General features: G+C 38.2%; 13 protein-coding genes. 3 read left to right on the top strand and 10 right to left on the bottom strand.

Annotation, left to right across the window (positions count from 1 at the left end; all coding sequences use genetic code 11):
- Positions 1–53: 53 nt before the first annotated feature.
- From ACTJKG_RS13625 to ACTJKG_RS13605, 5 genes are all read right to left on the bottom strand, one after another.
- The gene (locus ACTJKG_RS13625; protein ID WP_172333627.1) at positions 54–2,219 is read right to left on the bottom strand and encodes an exopolysaccharide transport family protein; all 2,166 of its coding nucleotides are present in this window, start codon (positions 2,217–2,219) and stop codon (positions 54–56) included.
- A 2-nt stretch (positions 2,220–2,221) separates the two neighbouring features.
- Positions 2,222–2,902: a TolC family protein gene (locus ACTJKG_RS13620; RefSeq protein WP_172333626.1), complete on the bottom strand. Its 681-nt coding sequence runs from the start codon at positions 2,900–2,902 to the stop codon at positions 2,222–2,224.
- A gap of 5 nt (positions 2,903–2,907) precedes the next feature.
- Complete coding sequence (locus ACTJKG_RS13615) at positions 2,908–3,996, bottom strand: sugar transferase (protein ID WP_172333625.1); 1,089 nt, start codon at positions 3,994–3,996, stop codon at positions 2,908–2,910.
- Positions 3,977–4,363 carry a response regulator gene (locus ACTJKG_RS13610; protein ID WP_172333624.1) on the bottom strand — a complete coding sequence of 129 codons (387 nt, stop codon included), beginning with the start codon at positions 4,361–4,363 and terminating at the stop codon, positions 3,977–3,979. The genes ACTJKG_RS13615 and ACTJKG_RS13610 overlap by 20 nt, the downstream gene beginning before the upstream one ends.
- Before the next feature lie 367 nt (positions 4,364–4,730).
- The gene (locus ACTJKG_RS13605) at positions 4,731–5,123 is read right to left on the bottom strand and encodes a VOC family protein (RefSeq protein ID WP_172333623.1); all 393 of its coding nucleotides are present in this window, start codon (positions 5,121–5,123) and stop codon (positions 4,731–4,733) included.
- A 249-nt stretch (positions 5,124–5,372) separates the two neighbouring features.
- On the opposite strand from ACTJKG_RS13605, the gene ACTJKG_RS13600 reads away from it, so the two are divergent.
- The gene (locus ACTJKG_RS13600; protein WP_440739520.1) at positions 5,373–5,939 is read left to right on the top strand and encodes a uracil-DNA glycosylase family protein; all 567 of its coding nucleotides are present in this window, start codon (positions 5,373–5,375) and stop codon (positions 5,937–5,939) included.
- 143 nt (positions 5,940–6,082) lie between these two features.
- Here the strand turns inward: ACTJKG_RS13600 and ACTJKG_RS13595 are convergent, their stop codons facing one another.
- Positions 6,083–6,382, bottom strand: coding sequence for a hypothetical protein (locus tag ACTJKG_RS13595; protein ID WP_172333621.1), 300 nt, complete (start codon positions 6,380–6,382; stop codon positions 6,083–6,085).
- A gap of 223 nt (positions 6,383–6,605) precedes the next feature.
- On the opposite strand from ACTJKG_RS13595, the gene ACTJKG_RS13590 reads away from it, so the two are divergent.
- Positions 6,606–7,283 (top strand): MgtC/SapB family protein, encoded by a 678-nt coding sequence (locus tag ACTJKG_RS13590; protein WP_172333620.1) that lies wholly within the window; start codon positions 6,606–6,608, stop codon positions 7,281–7,283.
- Between the two features lie 233 nt (positions 7,284–7,516).
- Here ACTJKG_RS13590 and ACTJKG_RS13585 read toward each other — a convergent pair whose 3' ends face one another.
- From ACTJKG_RS13585 to ACTJKG_RS13570, 4 genes are all read right to left on the bottom strand, one after another.
- Positions 7,517–9,685: a glycoside hydrolase family 3 N-terminal domain-containing protein gene (locus ACTJKG_RS13585; protein ID WP_440739519.1), complete on the bottom strand. Its 2,169-nt coding sequence runs from the start codon at positions 9,683–9,685 to the stop codon at positions 7,517–7,519.
- 21 nt (positions 9,686–9,706) lie between these two features.
- Positions 9,707–13,024, bottom strand: a complete 3,318-nt coding sequence (locus ACTJKG_RS13580; RefSeq protein WP_440739518.1) for a SusC/RagA family TonB-linked outer membrane protein — start codon at positions 13,022–13,024, stop codon at positions 9,707–9,709.
- Positions 13,025–13,238: 214 nt separating this feature from the next.
- Entirely contained in the window at positions 13,239–14,321 is a 1,083-nt protein-coding gene (locus tag ACTJKG_RS13575) for a FecR family protein (protein ID WP_172333618.1), read from the bottom strand.
- A 51-nt stretch (positions 14,322–14,372) separates the two neighbouring features.
- Entirely contained in the window at positions 14,373–15,020 is a 648-nt protein-coding gene (locus ACTJKG_RS13570; protein WP_172333617.1) for an RNA polymerase sigma-70 factor, read from the bottom strand.
- Positions 15,021–15,199: 179 nt separating this feature from the next.
- Between ACTJKG_RS13570 and ACTJKG_RS13565 the strand changes: the two genes are divergently transcribed.
- Positions 15,200–16,630, top strand: a complete 1,431-nt coding sequence (locus ACTJKG_RS13565) for an alpha-L-fucosidase (protein WP_440739517.1) — start codon at positions 15,200–15,202, stop codon at positions 16,628–16,630.
- Positions 16,631–16,702 lie beyond the last annotated feature (72 nt).

Below are 16,702 nucleotides of genomic sequence, written 5' to 3'. Positions count from 1 at the left end.
ATTAATATGATTTTAATTAATTATAGACCTTTATAGCGATAAGGAGATGCGGCTTATGACACCGAATCTTTTTTCTGATTAAAATCGGTTTTGTTAAGTATCCAGCCGGCAAATTTTGTATTAAGGCTGCGCAAATAGGCCACATTCGGTTTTTGCGTATTGGTAATGCTTTTACCCGATTCAAAAACAGCAATGATCTTATTGGCAAATAATAACCACTCCTTTGATTTGTTTAAAGACGTTAGCGGTGCTGTATCGATAATAACAATATCATACTTTGTTTTGAGATCATCAAAGCGTGTTTTCAAAAATGCTTCATCTCCAATTTCAAATAAGGTAACGTCTCCGCCATGGTTGCCAAGTACGGTTGCGGTACTGCTATTTACTTCCTGGGTATTAAGCGGGTTATTTTTAAAATAATCCTCTAGGTAAACGCCAGGCATAGCTGTTTTACTAACAGTAGGGTTGTCAAAATTTCCATCAATTAGCAATACCTTCTTATTGATCATGGAATAAGAATAAGCCAAACTAATAGCTAATAATGTTTTGCCTTCTGCCGCATCCAAACTGGTTATAGCAATGATTTTATCACCCTGAAGCTCCTGGTCTATCTCAAACCGCACAGATCTGATCAATTCTTTAAATTGCTTCATTTTATCCCGGTGTTCTACATCCCAAAGCTTTTTCAAGTCAAGGTTTTCGCCTTTAATAGGGGGGAGATAACCCAACAGGGGCAATTGCGTTCTGTTAACCAGGTCTGATGGGTCCTGGATACTTCTATCCAAATAAAACAGTACAAATAACCCAAGTAGGCAGGCAAATACGCTTAATATTACACTAAGAGCAATCAGTAGTAGTTTTTTTGAAGGTTGTGCTACATCAGGTGCAGCAATTTCAACTTGCCTCAGGTTGATGGAGAAGTTTGATTTCAGGTTGGTTTCGTTATACCGGTTTAAAACATCCAGATATTCCTTACCGGCAATATCAATGTCAAAATCATAGGTTTTTACGGTGGCGTCAAACGGTACCAGGCGCGAAAATTTGCCATTCAGATTGGCAAGCTCGTTATCGATAGATTTTACACTGTATTTAGCCAGGTCTCTTGAAATTTCGAGCGTCAGTTTTTGATGGATCAGATCGTCTTTGGCCACTAATGGATTAGTAACGTACTTATCTGACGACTGATTTATCTGTGTCGTAAGCAAGTTTTGGACAGAGTCTATTGTGTTTTTATAGCGTGGATTAAATCCACTGCGAACATATCTGTCTTCCAGGATATGTAACTGATCCTGAGTTGTAGTGATGGCTTGATTATACTTACTTACGGAAGCTTCTACATACTTTCTGTCGCCAGGCTCAAATTTACTGTTGATCGCGTTAATGGCGCCATCATAGGAAACGATGTCTTTTTCGGCCTGTAACTTTTTATCGTTATAAACCATGATCTGGCCAAAAATAGCCTTTGATTGCTCATCAAGACTTAATACACCGTTTTGTATCTTGTATTTCTGCAGTTCTTCTGTTTTTTTATCTAAAGCGTTCTTTTTTTCTTCAAGAAGTTTCGATAAGAAATTCACAGCATTAGTTTCGTTCTGCCTTACATTTTGGGTATAGTAAGCGATGAATTGGTTACACAAAGTATTTACTATAAATGCAGATAATTGTGGATTTTCTGAATCAAAAGTAACCGTAATGAAATCGCTGTCCTCATCTCGTGCTATAACAAGCTCTTTCATTATGGAACGCTCATCATATTTCATGGATATGAGGATGTCATTTAATTTATCTTCCTCTTTATCATACAACGATAAAGGTTCCATTCTTTGGAATTTGTTTTTAAATAAAGCTAAAGCTCTATCGCGTTCATAGGGGTGTAAAGCAGTTAGTTCTTTACTGAATTTACGAAACGGTACAGGATTACTCAGGTCGTGTATCATGAGTTGATAAGAAACCTGATTAATCAGCTTCTTGAGCTTCATAATGGCGATAAGATTACTAAACTCACGAAAAACCTGCTGCTCTTGGGCATTTATATTATCATCCTTATCCAATAGGTGTCTGGACGCATCAACAATACCAGTAGCAATCTGCGCATGTGATATATAGCTGTTGGGTAGGTTTTTAACAAGAAAAAAAGAACCGATTATCGTTACCAGCGGTACGATGATGAGTGTAGTGCGATATTTACGTAAAAGCTTAAAAAACTTGGCTATCTCCATTATTATTTAATCTCTTCTAATTTAGTACCCAATAATTCTTCAAGATTGGTTTTAGCTGTAAATGTGGCCAATTCAGCTTGTACTTTGAATGAGTTTTGATTGTAAAGGCTATTTAATTGCTCGTTATAGATCTGAAAAGTGGTTTCTCCTTTTTGAAAAGCGTACTTTAATTGTTTAACCGCACCTTCGGCATCAAGTACCGCATTTGAGCGCAATCTGAGTTCGGCCTGAGCTTCCAGGTAGGCAAAATAAAAGCGTTTTACCTGAGCTTCCAGGCTTAACAAATATTCGCTTTGCTGATACTCTGCTACTTTATACGTTTCCCTGGCTGCATTGGTTGTGGCTGGATTTTTAAGTAGTTGGCCTATGTTTAAAGATATAGACAATTGATATCCCTTAAAAATAGTCGGGGTAGCAAGATTGATAGAATTTTGGGGACTGTAAATATAAGATGCGGTTAAGCCATCGAGCCAGGCGAATTTGGTTGCATTGTAATTGCTTTTTGCGGCATTTACCTGGCTTTGTCTTAATTTAACTTCCGGATAGTTTTTCTTTGCTGTGGCTATCAGTTTTTCCAGATATGGGTAGGATATATCCTTAATAAAAGATTCCTGTGCATAGGTATTATTTGTGAAAACGATAAAGATTAATAGAAGGGAAAGCTTTATAATATTTTTGCTCATTAGTGTTATACTTTTTCTTTTTGAAACAATGCAGGTATGGTTCCCATAATAATCCTTAAATCTAACCAAATAGAATATTTTTGAGCATAAAAATTATCTAATTTTTTTCTTTCCCGTTCAGACATGTCTTCTTTGCCTCTTTTACTGATCTGCCAAAGCCCTGTTAAACCCGCTGGACCCAGAAAACGCATCGACCATTCGTTTGAGGTTAGCATTTCAGCTTCATAAACTGGCAGTGGCCTATTTCCTACTACAGACATATCGCCCACAAGGATATTAAATAATTGAGGCAGCTCATCAAGACTTGAATTGCGTAAAAATTGCCCCAGTTTAGTAATACGCGGGTCGTTTTTAATCTTAACAAATGCGGCTTTATTAGTTCCTGCTTCAGTTGCATACTGATTGTTTTCTGTTGAGAGCTTTGCCAGCAATTGATCGGCATCGGTGCGCATCGATCTGAATTTATAAAAATCAAATACTTTATATCCTGTACCTACCCGCTTACTTTTATAAAATACAGGGCCCTTTGAATCTAACCTGATCAATATGGCAATAATCAAAAATACCGGGGATAGCACAAATAGCATGCTGCAAGATATCAATAAATCAATTAAGCGCTTACCAATCGGCATTTTATAAGTTGTATCAACTTCTTTAGATAGCTCAAGCAATTTTGGTTTGATGAGTTTAAAGGTAACCAGGAAGTTAAGGCGCTCCCGCAGGTTATCAATAGGAAACGGAACGCTATAAAAATCGTGAACCTTTAGCTGCATGGCCCTTTGTTTAAGGCTTTTATCGTTATTAGATGATAAAAGAACAATGATAGACCCGTGAAGCAAAAAGCTTTTTTTGATCTCTTCAACTATTTTAAAACATTGGCCATCGGTATCAACCTCCATTAAAATAATATCAGGAACGGTTAGGATGGATTGATTACCCAGATACTCTTCAAGGTCGGCAAAAGAATCATTATATATTACTTTGAAATTACCATTAATACCGGTTGAGACCAATTCTTTTAATGCCGAACCAGCATACGCGATCTTAACATGAGAACCCGAGCTCTCGTTCCAATCAGATGTTTGTTGACTCATAACTTTCTAAAAGTTGGTTAATTGCGTTTTTTAATTCGGTTGGTTTAAAAGGCTTTTGAATATAGGTCTCGACTTTAAATGGCATTTTCCCTACCTGTTCATCAAGATCATGTGCCGCAGAAAGAAGGATCACCGGAAGATCACGGTAGAAACCACTGATCTTAACATTTTTTACAAATGATTGTCCGTCAAAATAAGGCATTTGAAGATCAGAAATAATCAGCTCAGGCATGTTACCATCCTCAAGCCAACCAAAGGCATCAATACCATTGTTTTTAACCACTATATCGTAATCCTTTGAAAGGATGAAGTTGAGTAATTTTAAAATACTTAAATCGTCATCAACAATAAGTAGGGTTTTTTTCATTCCAGAAGATTTATAAAACCTGGTTAATTAAGTTGTAAACATATTTTAATTGAGAAGCTAAAACAAGCTCAAGTAATCTTGTAGCTAATTCTTCAATTTCTGATGTACATTCAATTACTATACCGAAAGAATACAGAATGTACAGGTACGCATTTTATGAGCGCCTTTATTTGGTAATAAGCTCATATTATGTAAAAAGAGCGTAACAGAGGCATTAATTTCCCTTTTTAATAGCATATCTCTTTTGCCTGGACGTAGATAAAGTGAGGAATTTATTCCCGGTTAGGGAATAAATTTACTATGAGTTGATGTGATATGTAAGCAATAATTACGCTTTTGTATTAAAAAGAAAAAGCGATACAGCGAATTACGATTTTTCGATAATGGATAAAATATTACCCGCGGGGTCATTAAACCACGCAATTGTGGGGCCGCGATCATCGCCGTAAAGTATACCTTTTTCGTTGGTTTTAAAGTGCTCGTCATCATAAACTATAAATTTCACTCCCCGTTTTGTTAGCTCATCAACCGTTTTTTCAACATTATTTACTGTGAAATTAAGTATAGTGAAGGTGGCAGGCTGATGATTTGGTTTGGGGTAGATGAGGATAATATTCTCATCGTTTAATTGAAGGTTCAACAGGTTGGGCATCTCTTTATCTTCCTCAACGTTCAATCCTAATATATTGCCATAAAATTCTTTTGCTTTGGGTAAATCGTTCACTGAAAAACCACTAAAGGCGGTGTTGTATTTTAGCATGAGTTAATTGTATTTATTAATTAATAATTAAATCTGTTGATTTTTGTTTTATTTTTTAATATTTAATTCTTTAAAACTATTTACAGATCAAATTTACCCACATAAAACAGGGCGCGAAAGGGGAGAATATGACACATTAGTGGGGTAATTATGACATAATGCCAAGACCTGATAATAGATCCCGGTTACCAATTGGAGCTGGGATTTTATTTTTTGTGTCCATTCTTTTTGAATAAGTTAGCGCTCAATATGAACACATTTGCTGATAGAATAATTGCCTTTAACCAACAGCTTGAGTTTACCGGAGCCTTGCCTCCAGGTATCAGTATTATGAATCCGTTTAAAGAGAGCGGGCCAGCTATGCAGGTTTCGAGCCAGTTTTACCGTAAGTATTATAGCGATGAGCATCCGCGGCATTTGATATTGGGTATTAACCCGGGCAGGTTTGGCTCGGGTATGACGGGGGTATCATTTACCGATCCTAAAAGAATGATAAACCAATGCCAGATAGCTTTTTCCGGGGCTATGACACATGAACCTTCATCAGAGTACGTTTACGCAATGATAAATGCGTTTGGAGGTATAGCGGAGTTTTATCAACAGTTTTATATTCATTCTGTTTGCCCGCTGGGTTTTACTATTACGGGCGATAATGGCAAGGAAACCAATTACAATTATTACGATACCCCTGCATTACAGAAGGCGGTATATCCGTTTATTGTTGAAAATATACAGAAGCAAATAGATATAGGTTTTGAAACAGACGTTTGTTTTTGCTTTGGAACTGGCAAGAATGAGGCCTTTTTGAAAAACTAAATGATGAGAAACAGTTTTTTAAACAAATAGTGGCGCTGGAGCACCCTCGGTATATTATGCAATACAAGGCCAAATCAAAACAAGATTATATTGCTAAGTATATCCGGGAGTTTAGTAAAGTTCTTTTGTAACTCGATCACAGATCACTTGGTGGTGATATCCCGGTTATGGTCATCAAATTCTTTCCCGGTAGCTCTGTAACCACGTATAAAATCTGCCAACTGTTTCAGCTCGAAGTCGGTAAGCTCGGTACCTCCGGCATAATGGTAGCTATTGTCGGTACCATCCAAGGATATGGCACCAAGATATCCTTTATCAAAGTTTTTGGCGCTATCGGTATCCCGGTATAATTTATAAGCGCCTGAATTTATAGGATCAATGGCAATATTAATTTGAGTGCCATCTTGTTTATTTATTCCGATTGTAACGCCGCTGGTGATCATGATGTGTTGATTTAAATTTATAGACAAAAGGTGTATGGAATTGTTTTTAGAAAATTAATAAGATCTGGAATGCCTTGAATCAAAGTTACCACTGCAAATTCAATTTACAACAAAAATGAACCTTTTTTAAGCAATTATGCTTATCAGAAATCTTTCATTTTAAAACCCATCCAACTTTATCTTTTGTGACAAACATTTTAATGTTCATGTTTATTTGAATAATATGATAAGTACTTATGATATGCTTTTACGGCTGTTAGTAGCCGCGCTATTGGGCAGTATAATTGGATGGGAGCGGGAACGCAGGCAATGGACAGCCGGTTTACGAACCCATATGATGGTTGGTCTTGGATCGGCACTTGTGATGTTGGTTTCTACCTATGGTTTTAATGACGTTGTAGGTAAACCTGGTATAGCGCTCGATCCTTCGAGAGTTGCCGCCCAGGTAGTAAGTGGTATCGGTTTCCTGGGTGCCGGAACTATATTTTTTCTGCGCAACGAGATTGTGAAAGGTTTGACTACCGCGGCAGGTCTTTGGACGGTTGCCGCTATTGGTCTGGCTGTGGGTGGTGGTTTATACATTGAAGCGGTGAGCGCCACATTTATCGCGTTGATTATTCTTGCTGTTTTTAAGCCTTTTGAAAACAGGTTTTTCAAAAAAAACAGGTATCGAAATATCAGAATGACCTTGGAACAGAAACATGTAGATTTTGAAGCTATAGAAGCGGTTCTGAAAGCGAACAATATTCCGTTCAGGGAAATCAGTTTGTTTGCCGGTGATGGCAATGATGAGATCAAGATCACTATACAAAAACAATTCAATCAGCAGGAAACGGTGCTGACTGTGATTGCTGAACTGAAAAAGATCAAGGGTGTGAATGGGGTTGACTTTTTAAGCTGATGACAAAAAATGGAGATATAAAGTTACATTGAACCGCGAACCTCAGTATATTAATAGGTTTATGGAAAAAAGGATTTGTAGAACCGCTCACCTATATTACAAATTTAACAAGGTAAAGATGGATTTGGCATTGCAAGCTGGCTAAATCCTGAGATGGGAATAATAAAAGCGACGGTATCTGTAAATGAAAGTAGATATCCTGAGCTATTTTGGATATCTACTTTCATTATATTTTACCTAGATACATTAAAATCAACACTTGCTTTTTCATCGGCAGAATTACTACCGAGCACTAATTTATATTTGCCAGGATATAGTTTCCACTGATGGGCATCCAAATCCCATTTTTGCAGATCCTGAACAGGAACCATTAATGTGACCGATCCTTCGCTGCCTTTTTTCAAGTTAATACGCTTAAAGCTTTTTAATTCTTTAACGGGCATTCGTTCAAGCTTAGGGTATTCAACATATGCCTGGACAACCTCATCACCATCCATTTTGCCAGTGTTTTTTACATTCACTGTTACGGACAAGATATCAGTCTTTTTGTAGGCGCTTTTAAGTTTGGTATCCAGGGTATAGGCAAATGAGGTATAACTTAAACCAAAGCCGAACGGATACTCAACCGGGCCATTATAATACCGATAGGTGCGGCTTTTCATATTATAATCCTGGTAAGGAGGCAGATTGCTCATGTCTTTGTAAAAAGTAAGTGGTAAATGGCCAGAAGGAGATACGTCGCCAAATATCAGATCGGCCAGAGCATTGCCACCTTGTTCGCCCGGATACCAGGCAAATATAACCGCATCAACATATGGCTCAATAGCCGAAACATCAACATCACTACCGGCTGTGATAACCGCAATGATAGGTTTGGTTTTAACACCATTTCTCAATGCTTTAATGAAAGCTATCTCACTTGCAGGCAAACTCAGATCTTTTTTGTCGCCACCGCTATTTGATAAAAACGCGTCGCCTGCTTCACCTTCTAACACTGGAGATAGTCCAATCACCGCTATGGTAACATCGGCATTGCCAGCGGCCCATGTGCCACCAAAATGCGTCGTATCTTTGTAATCACATCCCAAATCATACTCAACTCTTGTTGATTTACTCACTGCGGCAGTTATACCCTCAACAAAGTTGATCACCTTGCTGCTTGTGCCATGATAGTTAGCTACCATCGCGTCAAGAGACGCGGCGTTGGGCCCAACAACCATAATACTGGATACATTGCTTTTGCTCAATGGTAAAATATTTTTATCGTTTTTAAGCAACACCATACTTTGCTGGGCTACTTTACGGGCAAGAGCTATATGTTGTGTATTGTGAATACTATCTGCTCCATAATTATGATAAGGGTTGAGTGAAGGATCATCATAAAAACCGAGTTTAAATTCAGTTCTTAAAATAGCACTTAAAGCCAAATCTATATCTTTTTCGGTCAACAGCTTTTGCTGAATAGCTTTTAATCCATCATTTTGTAAAATGGATGAGCAATCCAGGTTTACACCAGCCTTTAACGCTGCTGCTGCAACCTCAACCGCGGTTGGCAGGGTTTTGTGAGTTAGGTAAACATCATCAAGGGCGCCACAATCAGTAACTACATGTCCTTTAAATCCCCATTCCTTACGTAAAATATCGGTAAGCAATACTTTGTTAATAGAATTGGGCACACCGTTTACCCGGTTATAAGCGCTCATTACCGATTCCACTCCGGCATCTACCAGTTCATGGAAAGCATATAAATAAGTTTCACGAAGATCTTTTTCATCTACCTTAGCATCAAAATGATCACGCTCTGCCTCTGGACCGCTATGCACCGCGAAGTGTTTGGCTGTAGCGGAGGCTTTCAGGTATCTGGGATCGTCGCCTTGTAACCCCTTAACAAATGCCGAGCCCATACGGCCGGTTAAAAATGGATCCTCTCCATAAGTTTCCTGCCCACGGCCCCAGCGTGGATCGCGAAAGATGTTGATATTGGGTGTCCAAAAGGTAAGGCCCATGTATTGCAGGTGCCTGTCCTGTGCTATGGCCAGGTTATATTTAGCACGGGCTTCTGTTGATATGGCGGTTGATACCTGTTTTAAAAGATCATCATTGAATGTTGCCGACATACCTATAGCCTGTGGAAATATGGTAGCCTCTCCGGCACGGGCTACGCCATGCAAGGCTTCGTTCCACCAGTTATATGCTGGTATCCCCAAACGTGGAACTGCCTGGCTGCGATAACCCAGAAGAGATACTTTTTCTTCCAGCGTAAGCCTGGATAAAAGATCTTTTACCCTAATCTCAATCGATTGCGAAGGGTCTTTATAAAAAAGCTTTTGCTGCGCTTTGGTAGCAACAGTAATAAATAATATAGCCGTCATAATGACTGACGATCTGATAAGAATTTTCATGGTTGGAGCCATTTTTTGAGATTATTTTTTAAGTTTAATATTAAGGTTAATTCCATAGGTATGAGTAGGGGGCAAACTCGCGCCTTCAATACCTGCATATTTGATGTCGGGTGAAAAACCCGATTCAGGATCAATATTGTCTGAGTGTTTCATAATTGTCCAAAGATTACGACCCACTAAAGATACGGTTATACCTTCAATTGGAGAACTTCTTAAAAGACCTTTTGAAAAAGTATATCCAAGAGTAACCTGTCGCAATTTGATGAAACTACCATCCAGTACATTGAGTGCCGATATGTTTCGGGCTAGGGCCTGGTAATAATTTTCGGCGGGAACAGACACCGTATTTTTAGCCCCGCTTAATGTTACACCATCGCCAACAACCCCGTCTTCGCGACCAACAAGCGTTAATTTGTTCAATCCCCGATAAATGCTATTGTAATTGGTAGCTGATAATATTTTATTGCCAAACCGGTAATCGACCAGGAAGGAAAGGTTCAGGTTTTTATAAGTGAAATTATTATTAAAACCGCCATAAATTTTGGGTACAACACTTCCCATAGGTATACGCGGCCCAGCTACAGGTAATCCGTTGGTATCAAATATGATCTGCCCGTTTGTATTACGCAAATAGTCGTTAGCCATAATTTGAGGTCCTGGCAAACCTTTAACCAGGGCTGTAGCAGCATTCAATGGCCGATAAGTGCCAAAACTTATATTTGCCGATTGTGGAGTACCATCTGTTTGCAGGATCTTATTTTGTACAAACGTAAAATTAAAAGAAGGCCCCCATACAAAATTGGCTGTTTTAAAAGGAGTGCCGTTTAATTCTATTTCGATACCATTATTTTGAGTTGAACCTGTACCGATAAACCTTGTGGTAAATCCCGACGATATGTCCAGATCGCCCTTAATTATTTCATTTCTGGTTTTTCGATGAAAAAAAGCTGCGTCTAAACCTAATCGTCCATTCAGAAATTTAAGATCGATACCAATTTCAGATTCGGTTAAGGTATAAGGTTTTAAAAATAAATTAGGAAGGGTATTTGAAAACCCAGCCGTAGGAACTCCATTAACAGAATTATTAATGGTATAATACTGAGATGTGATATATGTGTCGGAGGGTTCTCCACTAGTTTGGGCATAAGAAACACGAAGTTTGCCAAAATCAAGTGCCGGTATATGTGTAAGCTCTGAGAATATAAAACTGGCGGATACTGATGGCGTAAATATGCCCCGGTGCCCCTGTGGCAAAGTAGAGTAAACATCAAATCTACCCGTATTATTAATGGTGATGTATTTCTTGATGGAGAAATCGGCAGTATAATAAGCTGAATGTGTTTCGCTGCTTTTATAACTGTAAAGGCTGTTTTTTACAGTTAGATTCTCATAACTATAGAAATAGGGGATAATAAAGGGCCCTCCAAAAAGCTTGGTATATTCATAGCTATTTTTACGCAAACTAGCCCCGCCGGATATATCAAAACTGAGCAGATCCTTTACGATATCATGTTTCGCACCAATAAGTATATCCGTATTCAGCTCAGATCGTTGTGTTTCTGATTGTTCGTCAATGTTACCTGCGCCTCCGGGACTGAAGGCTGTGCCAGTGGGTATAACGGATAGCCTTTTATCATGTAAAACATCATTACCGAGTCTTGCCTGGGCATATAGCCAGCTATTAAAATTGTACTTTGTTACTATAGCTGCAATAAGCCGTTGGCGACTGATATTGTTGACGAATTTATATACAGCAAAATATGGATTAGTTACATAAGAGTCGTTATTCCAGCGTAGTTCTGAACCATCGGCATTGGTACCAGGAGCTAGTGCAGCCTGGTTTACATTAGCGGCAAGATATTGTATATTATTGGCATTCATCGGTCCATCGCTTAAATTGGGTTTAAGGTTTGATGATTCTTGAATGTAATTGGCAACAATATTTAAACTGAGCTTTGCCGATACATTTTGATTAGCAGTAAGATTTACAGTTTTACGTGACAAACCACTGTTGCGAACAATAGAGTTATTGCTAAGATTGGAGAGCGAAAGCCTAAATCCTCCATTCTCTCCGCCTCCGTTGAATGCTATTGTATTTGTGTTGGATGATCCGGTACGGTAAAACTTATTAATATTGTCATTTACAGCGGAGTATGGATAATATTTGCCATCAAACTGAATGGTTGACTTACCATCCAATTTCTCACCCCATCCTAAATTACCTGTTGATATGGCTGTGTTTACATTTTGTGGCCGCAGACCATACTCTCCCTGCCCATAAACAGTTTGATAATCAAAAGTATTAACTGCTTTATCTAACTGGTAATTGCTATTTAGCTCAACTCCAAAACCAGAGTTTTTTTTGCTGCTTTTTGTGGTGATCAAAATAACTCCATTGGCAGCTCTTGCTCCATACAAGGCAGATGCGGATTGTCCTTTTAAAACTGTCAGGCTCTCCACGTCATCCGGGTTGATATTGCTAATCCCGTCGCCAAAATCAGCGCCGCCCCATTCATTTGCAGAGCCTCTTTGCGTATTATCAATCGGTATACCATTGATAATGAACAGGGGGGATGCCGCGCCGAAACTGGTTACACCCCTTAATAAAATGCGTGCCGATGAACCAGGTCCACCGTTCACGCCGTTGATACTTAAACCCGCAACCCGCCCTTCAAGCGAATAAGCAATATTGGTTTCTTTGGCCTTATCAAGTAAATCACCGTTAATGGTACTCACTGAGTATCCGACTTTTTTTTCATCTTTTTTTATGCCAAGAGCTGTAACAACCACCTCATTAAGTATGTTGCTAACGGATAATTGTATGACGCAGGGTGTAGTTCCTGATGCTCTTATCTCTCTTGTTTGATAACCCACGTAACTAACCTTTAGGATGGATTGCTCCGGGGCTTCAAATGAAAAAAAACCTTCCGTGTCTGTAGGGGTACCGGCCGTGGAACCCTTTACCATGACCGTAGCACCAGCTAATGGTTCGCCCTTTTCACCAATTACATGGCCACTGATTTTAATTACATTAATAATCTCCGCGGTAGGAGCTATAACAACAAGGTGATTGGCCAGCTCGGTGTAAGCAAAGCCTGAGTTTAATAAAATTTTATCTAGTACCGTTGTAACTTCTTCATTTTTTGCATCAATGGTTACTTTTTTCATTACAGGTACCTTGCGTTCACTGTAAACAAAGTGGTAACTGCTTTGGTGTTCAATTATAGATAATACCTTCCTAAAATCGGCAGATTGAAGATTGAGGGTTACACGTGTTTGGGCATGAGAACTTAAAACCAGAAAATTAAAGAATATTATTAAAGTACAAGTTAATTTCATTTATCAATAAGGACATTATAGTCAATATTTGCCGTTACACCATTCTTGTGTATTAAATTTACATAAATTTATAAGGAATAGATAGATCTGCCAGACCAGTACAGATAGGGGTAATTATATAAAAAAAATGTAACAATTGTTCGTTTTTCAGAATTTTGTTACATCAGAGGCAGATTCTTTAAAGGGTTAAGTAAACTTTAATTTCATAGGCAATTTAATAGATATAAATGGTTGAATTTTTAATCTTGTAATTAAAATTTTCGGTCATGCGCAATGCATCAAGAGCCTGATTTATGGTTTCCTTCTCAAAAACACCACTAAAGCGGTATTGCTTTAATGCATCATTTTTAAATTTGATGTCTACACCGTACCATCTTTCCATACGATCTGATAGCGTTGCGAAGTTTTCATCCCGGAAAATGAATTTATTTTGAGTCCATGAGGTTTCAACAACGGTGCTATCACCCTGCTGCAAACGGGTGAAAGTAGTAAGTACATAGCGCATACCTGAACCTGCATCAGCCGGATTAAGCTTAGTGTTTCGGCGCGTGGTTTTAAACGAACCATTTTTTACAATAAGTTTTTCGCTAGGTTTTAATATAATACGGTCAGAAGGCCTGTCGTCAAGTGTAACTTCTATGGTGCCTCTGATAAGGGTAGTTTCACTTTGCGGGTCATTGGGATAAGACTTTACATTGAAAGCAGTACCCAGTACCTTAATGTTCATTTTTTCAGTATGAATAATGAAGGGATGTTCATGATCTTTATGCACATCAAAAAAAGCCTCGCCACTAAGATAAACCTCACGGGTTTTACCCGTAAATACTGTAGGGTATTTTAATGTGCTTTGCGAGTTTAAAGTGATCCGGGTACCATCAGTAAGGACAATAGTCGACTTTTCGCGCTTTACCGTATTTTTATTTTGCCATGCATGGGGAGTGGTAGTAAGCAGGTTAATCCTTTTACTAACAAATCGGGAATAAAAAAACCAGGAGCAAGCTGTAAGTAAAATAACGGCTGCAGCGGCGCGCCAAACATAAGTATATGACTTTTTTAAATTAGGGATTGTAGCGGTATCTGCTTCCTGACTTTGGATCTTTGTTTTTATTTTTTGAAATGCCAAAGCATTATCCGCAAATTCGGTATCATTACTATTCCAGTAAATATTCAGGAACTCGAAATCGCGGCGATTTATTTCGTCGGAGTTTAAGCAATGTTGAAGCTCTTCGCTTTCTTCTGAGCTGATCTCATTGGTTAATTTTTTACTAACCAGCTCTATAAATCTATCATTGCCCATTTCTGATATTTCGTGCTTTTTATAGGTGGACAACTATTCTTGATAAAATACCTACAAGTTTATAAAAAATAGTTGCATAATACCAATAACCACACTTAGTGCCTTGAATAAATTGTTCGTATGCGTTTCGGGGTTGTTAAGTTTATTATAATTACTTAAAACAACACTTAACTTTTTAACAGCCCTAAAAAGCTGTGTTTGTACAGTACGTGGTGATATATTTAAAATTTCGGCAACTTCTTTATATTTCATTCCGTCCTCTTTGATCAACCTGAATACAATACGGCATTGCTGGGGAAGGGCGGTAATGGCTTTATCCATTCTGAAGATCAGTTCTTTATTTTCAATTTCCTTTTGTGGGTTGTAAGTGTTTACAAATTCAACGGAGTTGGTTTCTTCGATCTGTACCAGATGGATACTGGAATATTTTTTAATGTGATTTAGAGATTGGTTTTTTACAGCTACAAACAGGTAGGTTTCCGGGTTAAGTATTTCGGTTAAGTTTTTTCGGTTTAACCAGCATTTAACAAACACATCAGATACGATCTCTTCTGCTATTTCCCGTTGATTAACATACAGAATACAAAATTTAGTAAGTGAGTTATTTAACAAATGAAAGAAAAGCTCAAAAGCTTTTTCATCATCATTGCTGCAAATGAGTTTCCACAAGTTTAGTGTATCAACTTTTCTGTCTTTCAAAACCCGGGAATTTTAGTTAATCACTTAAATTTAAATCTTAATATCAGTATAACAATAATAAAACATTAATTGCTAAAATGGAAATTTTATTGGCAAAGTTTCAATAATTATTAAAAAAATTTAAAAAGTGTAGGCAATACACCTATTATTGTTGTCAGTTATATTAAATGCCATTTTACATGAAAAAAATTATTACGTTTCTTGTTTTAAGCTCTTTTAGCGCATTTCTGATGGCGCAAAAACACAATGTGTCCAAGCAGTACGTTGCCCCCGGTGATCCATTGGTGGAAAAGAAACTAGCCGAATGGCAAGATTTGAAATTCGGGCTTTTTATGCATTGGGGAACTTACAGCCAATGGGGGGTAGTTGAAAGCTGGAGCATTTGCCCCGAAGATGAAGGCTGGACCCAGCGTCGCGGCCCGTACGGAGCTACATATAATGGCTATAAAACAGCTTACGAAAATCTGCAAACTACATTTAATCCGGTTAAGTTTAATCCTGAAAAATGGGTGCAGGCTGCAAAGGATGCCGGTATGAAATATGTGATATTTACAACAAAGCACCATGATGGTTTTTGCATGTTTGATACTAAAGAAACCGATTATAAAATTACCAGCGCAAAAACACCATTTTCAACTAATCCCCGGAGTAATGTTACTAAGGAAGTATTTAACGCCTTTCGTAAAGAAAACTTTATGATAGGGGCCTATTTTTCAAAACCTGATTGGCACACCGAGAATTATTGGTGGCCATACTTTCCACCAAAAGACAGAAACGTAAACTATGATCCTAAAAAGCATCCTGAACGGTGGCAAAAGTTTAAAGATTTTACTTACAATCAGATTGGTGAGTTGATGACCGGATATGGGAAAGTAGATATTCTTTGGCTCGATGGTGGATGGGTTCGTCCTAAAAGTAGTATTGATACCACTGTTGAGTGGCAACGGGGTATTCAATATGATCAGGATATTGATATGCCTAAAATTGCCGCTATGGGAAGACAAAAGCAACCCGGTTTGATCGTTGTCGATCGTACGGTATCCGGCCAATATGAAAACTATACAACACCAGAACAAGAGGTACCCGAGGTGCCGCTTGACCATCCATGGGAAAGTTGCATTACCATGGGTAATTCCTGGAGCTATGTACCCGGAGATCATTATAAATCGGTACAGCAAATTGTACAATTATTGGTTAAAATAGTATCGCGTGGAGGTAATTTGTTGATGAATATTGGCCCTGGCCCTGATGGTGATTGGGATCCTGTTGTGTATGAGCGATTAAAAGGTATAAGCGCCTGGATAAAGATCAATGGCGAAGGTATTTATAACTCCAAATCGGTAGCTCCATATTCAACCGGTAATGTTTTTTACACAAAAGCAAAAAATGATAATGCCATATATGCTTTTATGTTATCCGATCAGGAGAAAGTAACCTTACCTGCAACTGTTTCTGTTAAAGCCCCTAAACCTAAAAAAATAATACTATTGGGCAGTAAGCAAAGCCTGAAATGGAAGCAACAAAGTGATGAAATAGTGATCAGTATCCCTACAACCCTGCAACAAAACACTGGTTTAACTGAGGCAGCCTGTTTTAAATTGGCATATTAATAATAGGATAAAAAACCACATCAAATTACCAAACAAGTATAACTCTGCGTTCATTGCAGTACTTAATTTTGA

Source organism: Mucilaginibacter sp. 22184 (assembly GCF_052045695.1).
In the GTDB taxonomy this organism is placed as follows: domain Bacteria; phylum Bacteroidota; class Bacteroidia; order Sphingobacteriales; family Sphingobacteriaceae; genus Mucilaginibacter.
Note: the sequence above shows the minus strand (reverse complement) of the source record. Positions and strands in the feature narration are given on the sequence as shown.

Bases quoted from the DNA above. Each gene is read 5' to 3' on its own strand.
- ACTJKG_RS13625 (WP_172333627.1), bottom strand. From the start codon at position 2,219: ATGGAGATAGCCAAGTTTTTTAAGCTTTTACGTAAATATCGCACTACA.
- ACTJKG_RS13620 (WP_172333626.1), bottom strand. From the start codon at position 2,902: ATGAGCAAAAATATTATAAAGCTTTCCCTTCTATTAATCTTTATCGTT.
- ACTJKG_RS13615 (WP_172333625.1), bottom strand. From the start codon at position 3,996: ATGAGTCAACAAACATCTGATTGGAACGAGAGCTCGGGTTCTCATGTT.
- ACTJKG_RS13610 (WP_172333624.1), bottom strand. From the start codon at position 4,363: ATGAAAAAAACCCTACTTATTGTTGATGACGATTTAAGTATTTTAAAA.
- ACTJKG_RS13605 (WP_172333623.1), bottom strand. From the start codon at position 5,123: ATGCTAAAATACAACACCGCCTTTAGTGGTTTTTCAGTGAACGATTTA.
- ACTJKG_RS13600 (WP_440739520.1), top strand. From the start codon at position 5,373: ATGAACACATTTGCTGATAGAATAATTGCCTTTAACCAACAGCTTGAG.
- ACTJKG_RS13595 (WP_172333621.1), bottom strand. From the start codon at position 6,382: ATGATCACCAGCGGCGTTACAATCGGAATAAATAAACAAGATGGCACT.
- ACTJKG_RS13590 (WP_172333620.1), top strand. From the start codon at position 6,606: ATGATAAGTACTTATGATATGCTTTTACGGCTGTTAGTAGCCGCGCTA.
- ACTJKG_RS13585 (WP_440739519.1), bottom strand. From the start codon at position 9,685: ATGAAAATTCTTATCAGATCGTCAGTCATTATGACGGCTATATTATTT.
- ACTJKG_RS13580 (WP_440739518.1), bottom strand. From the start codon at position 13,024: ATGAAATTAACTTGTACTTTAATAATATTCTTTAATTTTCTGGTTTTA.
- ACTJKG_RS13575 (WP_172333618.1), bottom strand. From the start codon at position 14,321: ATGGGCAATGATAGATTTATAGAGCTGGTTAGTAAAAAATTAACCAAT.
- ACTJKG_RS13565 (WP_440739517.1), top strand. From the start codon at position 15,200: ATGAAAAAAATTATTACGTTTCTTGTTTTAAGCTCTTTTAGCGCATTT.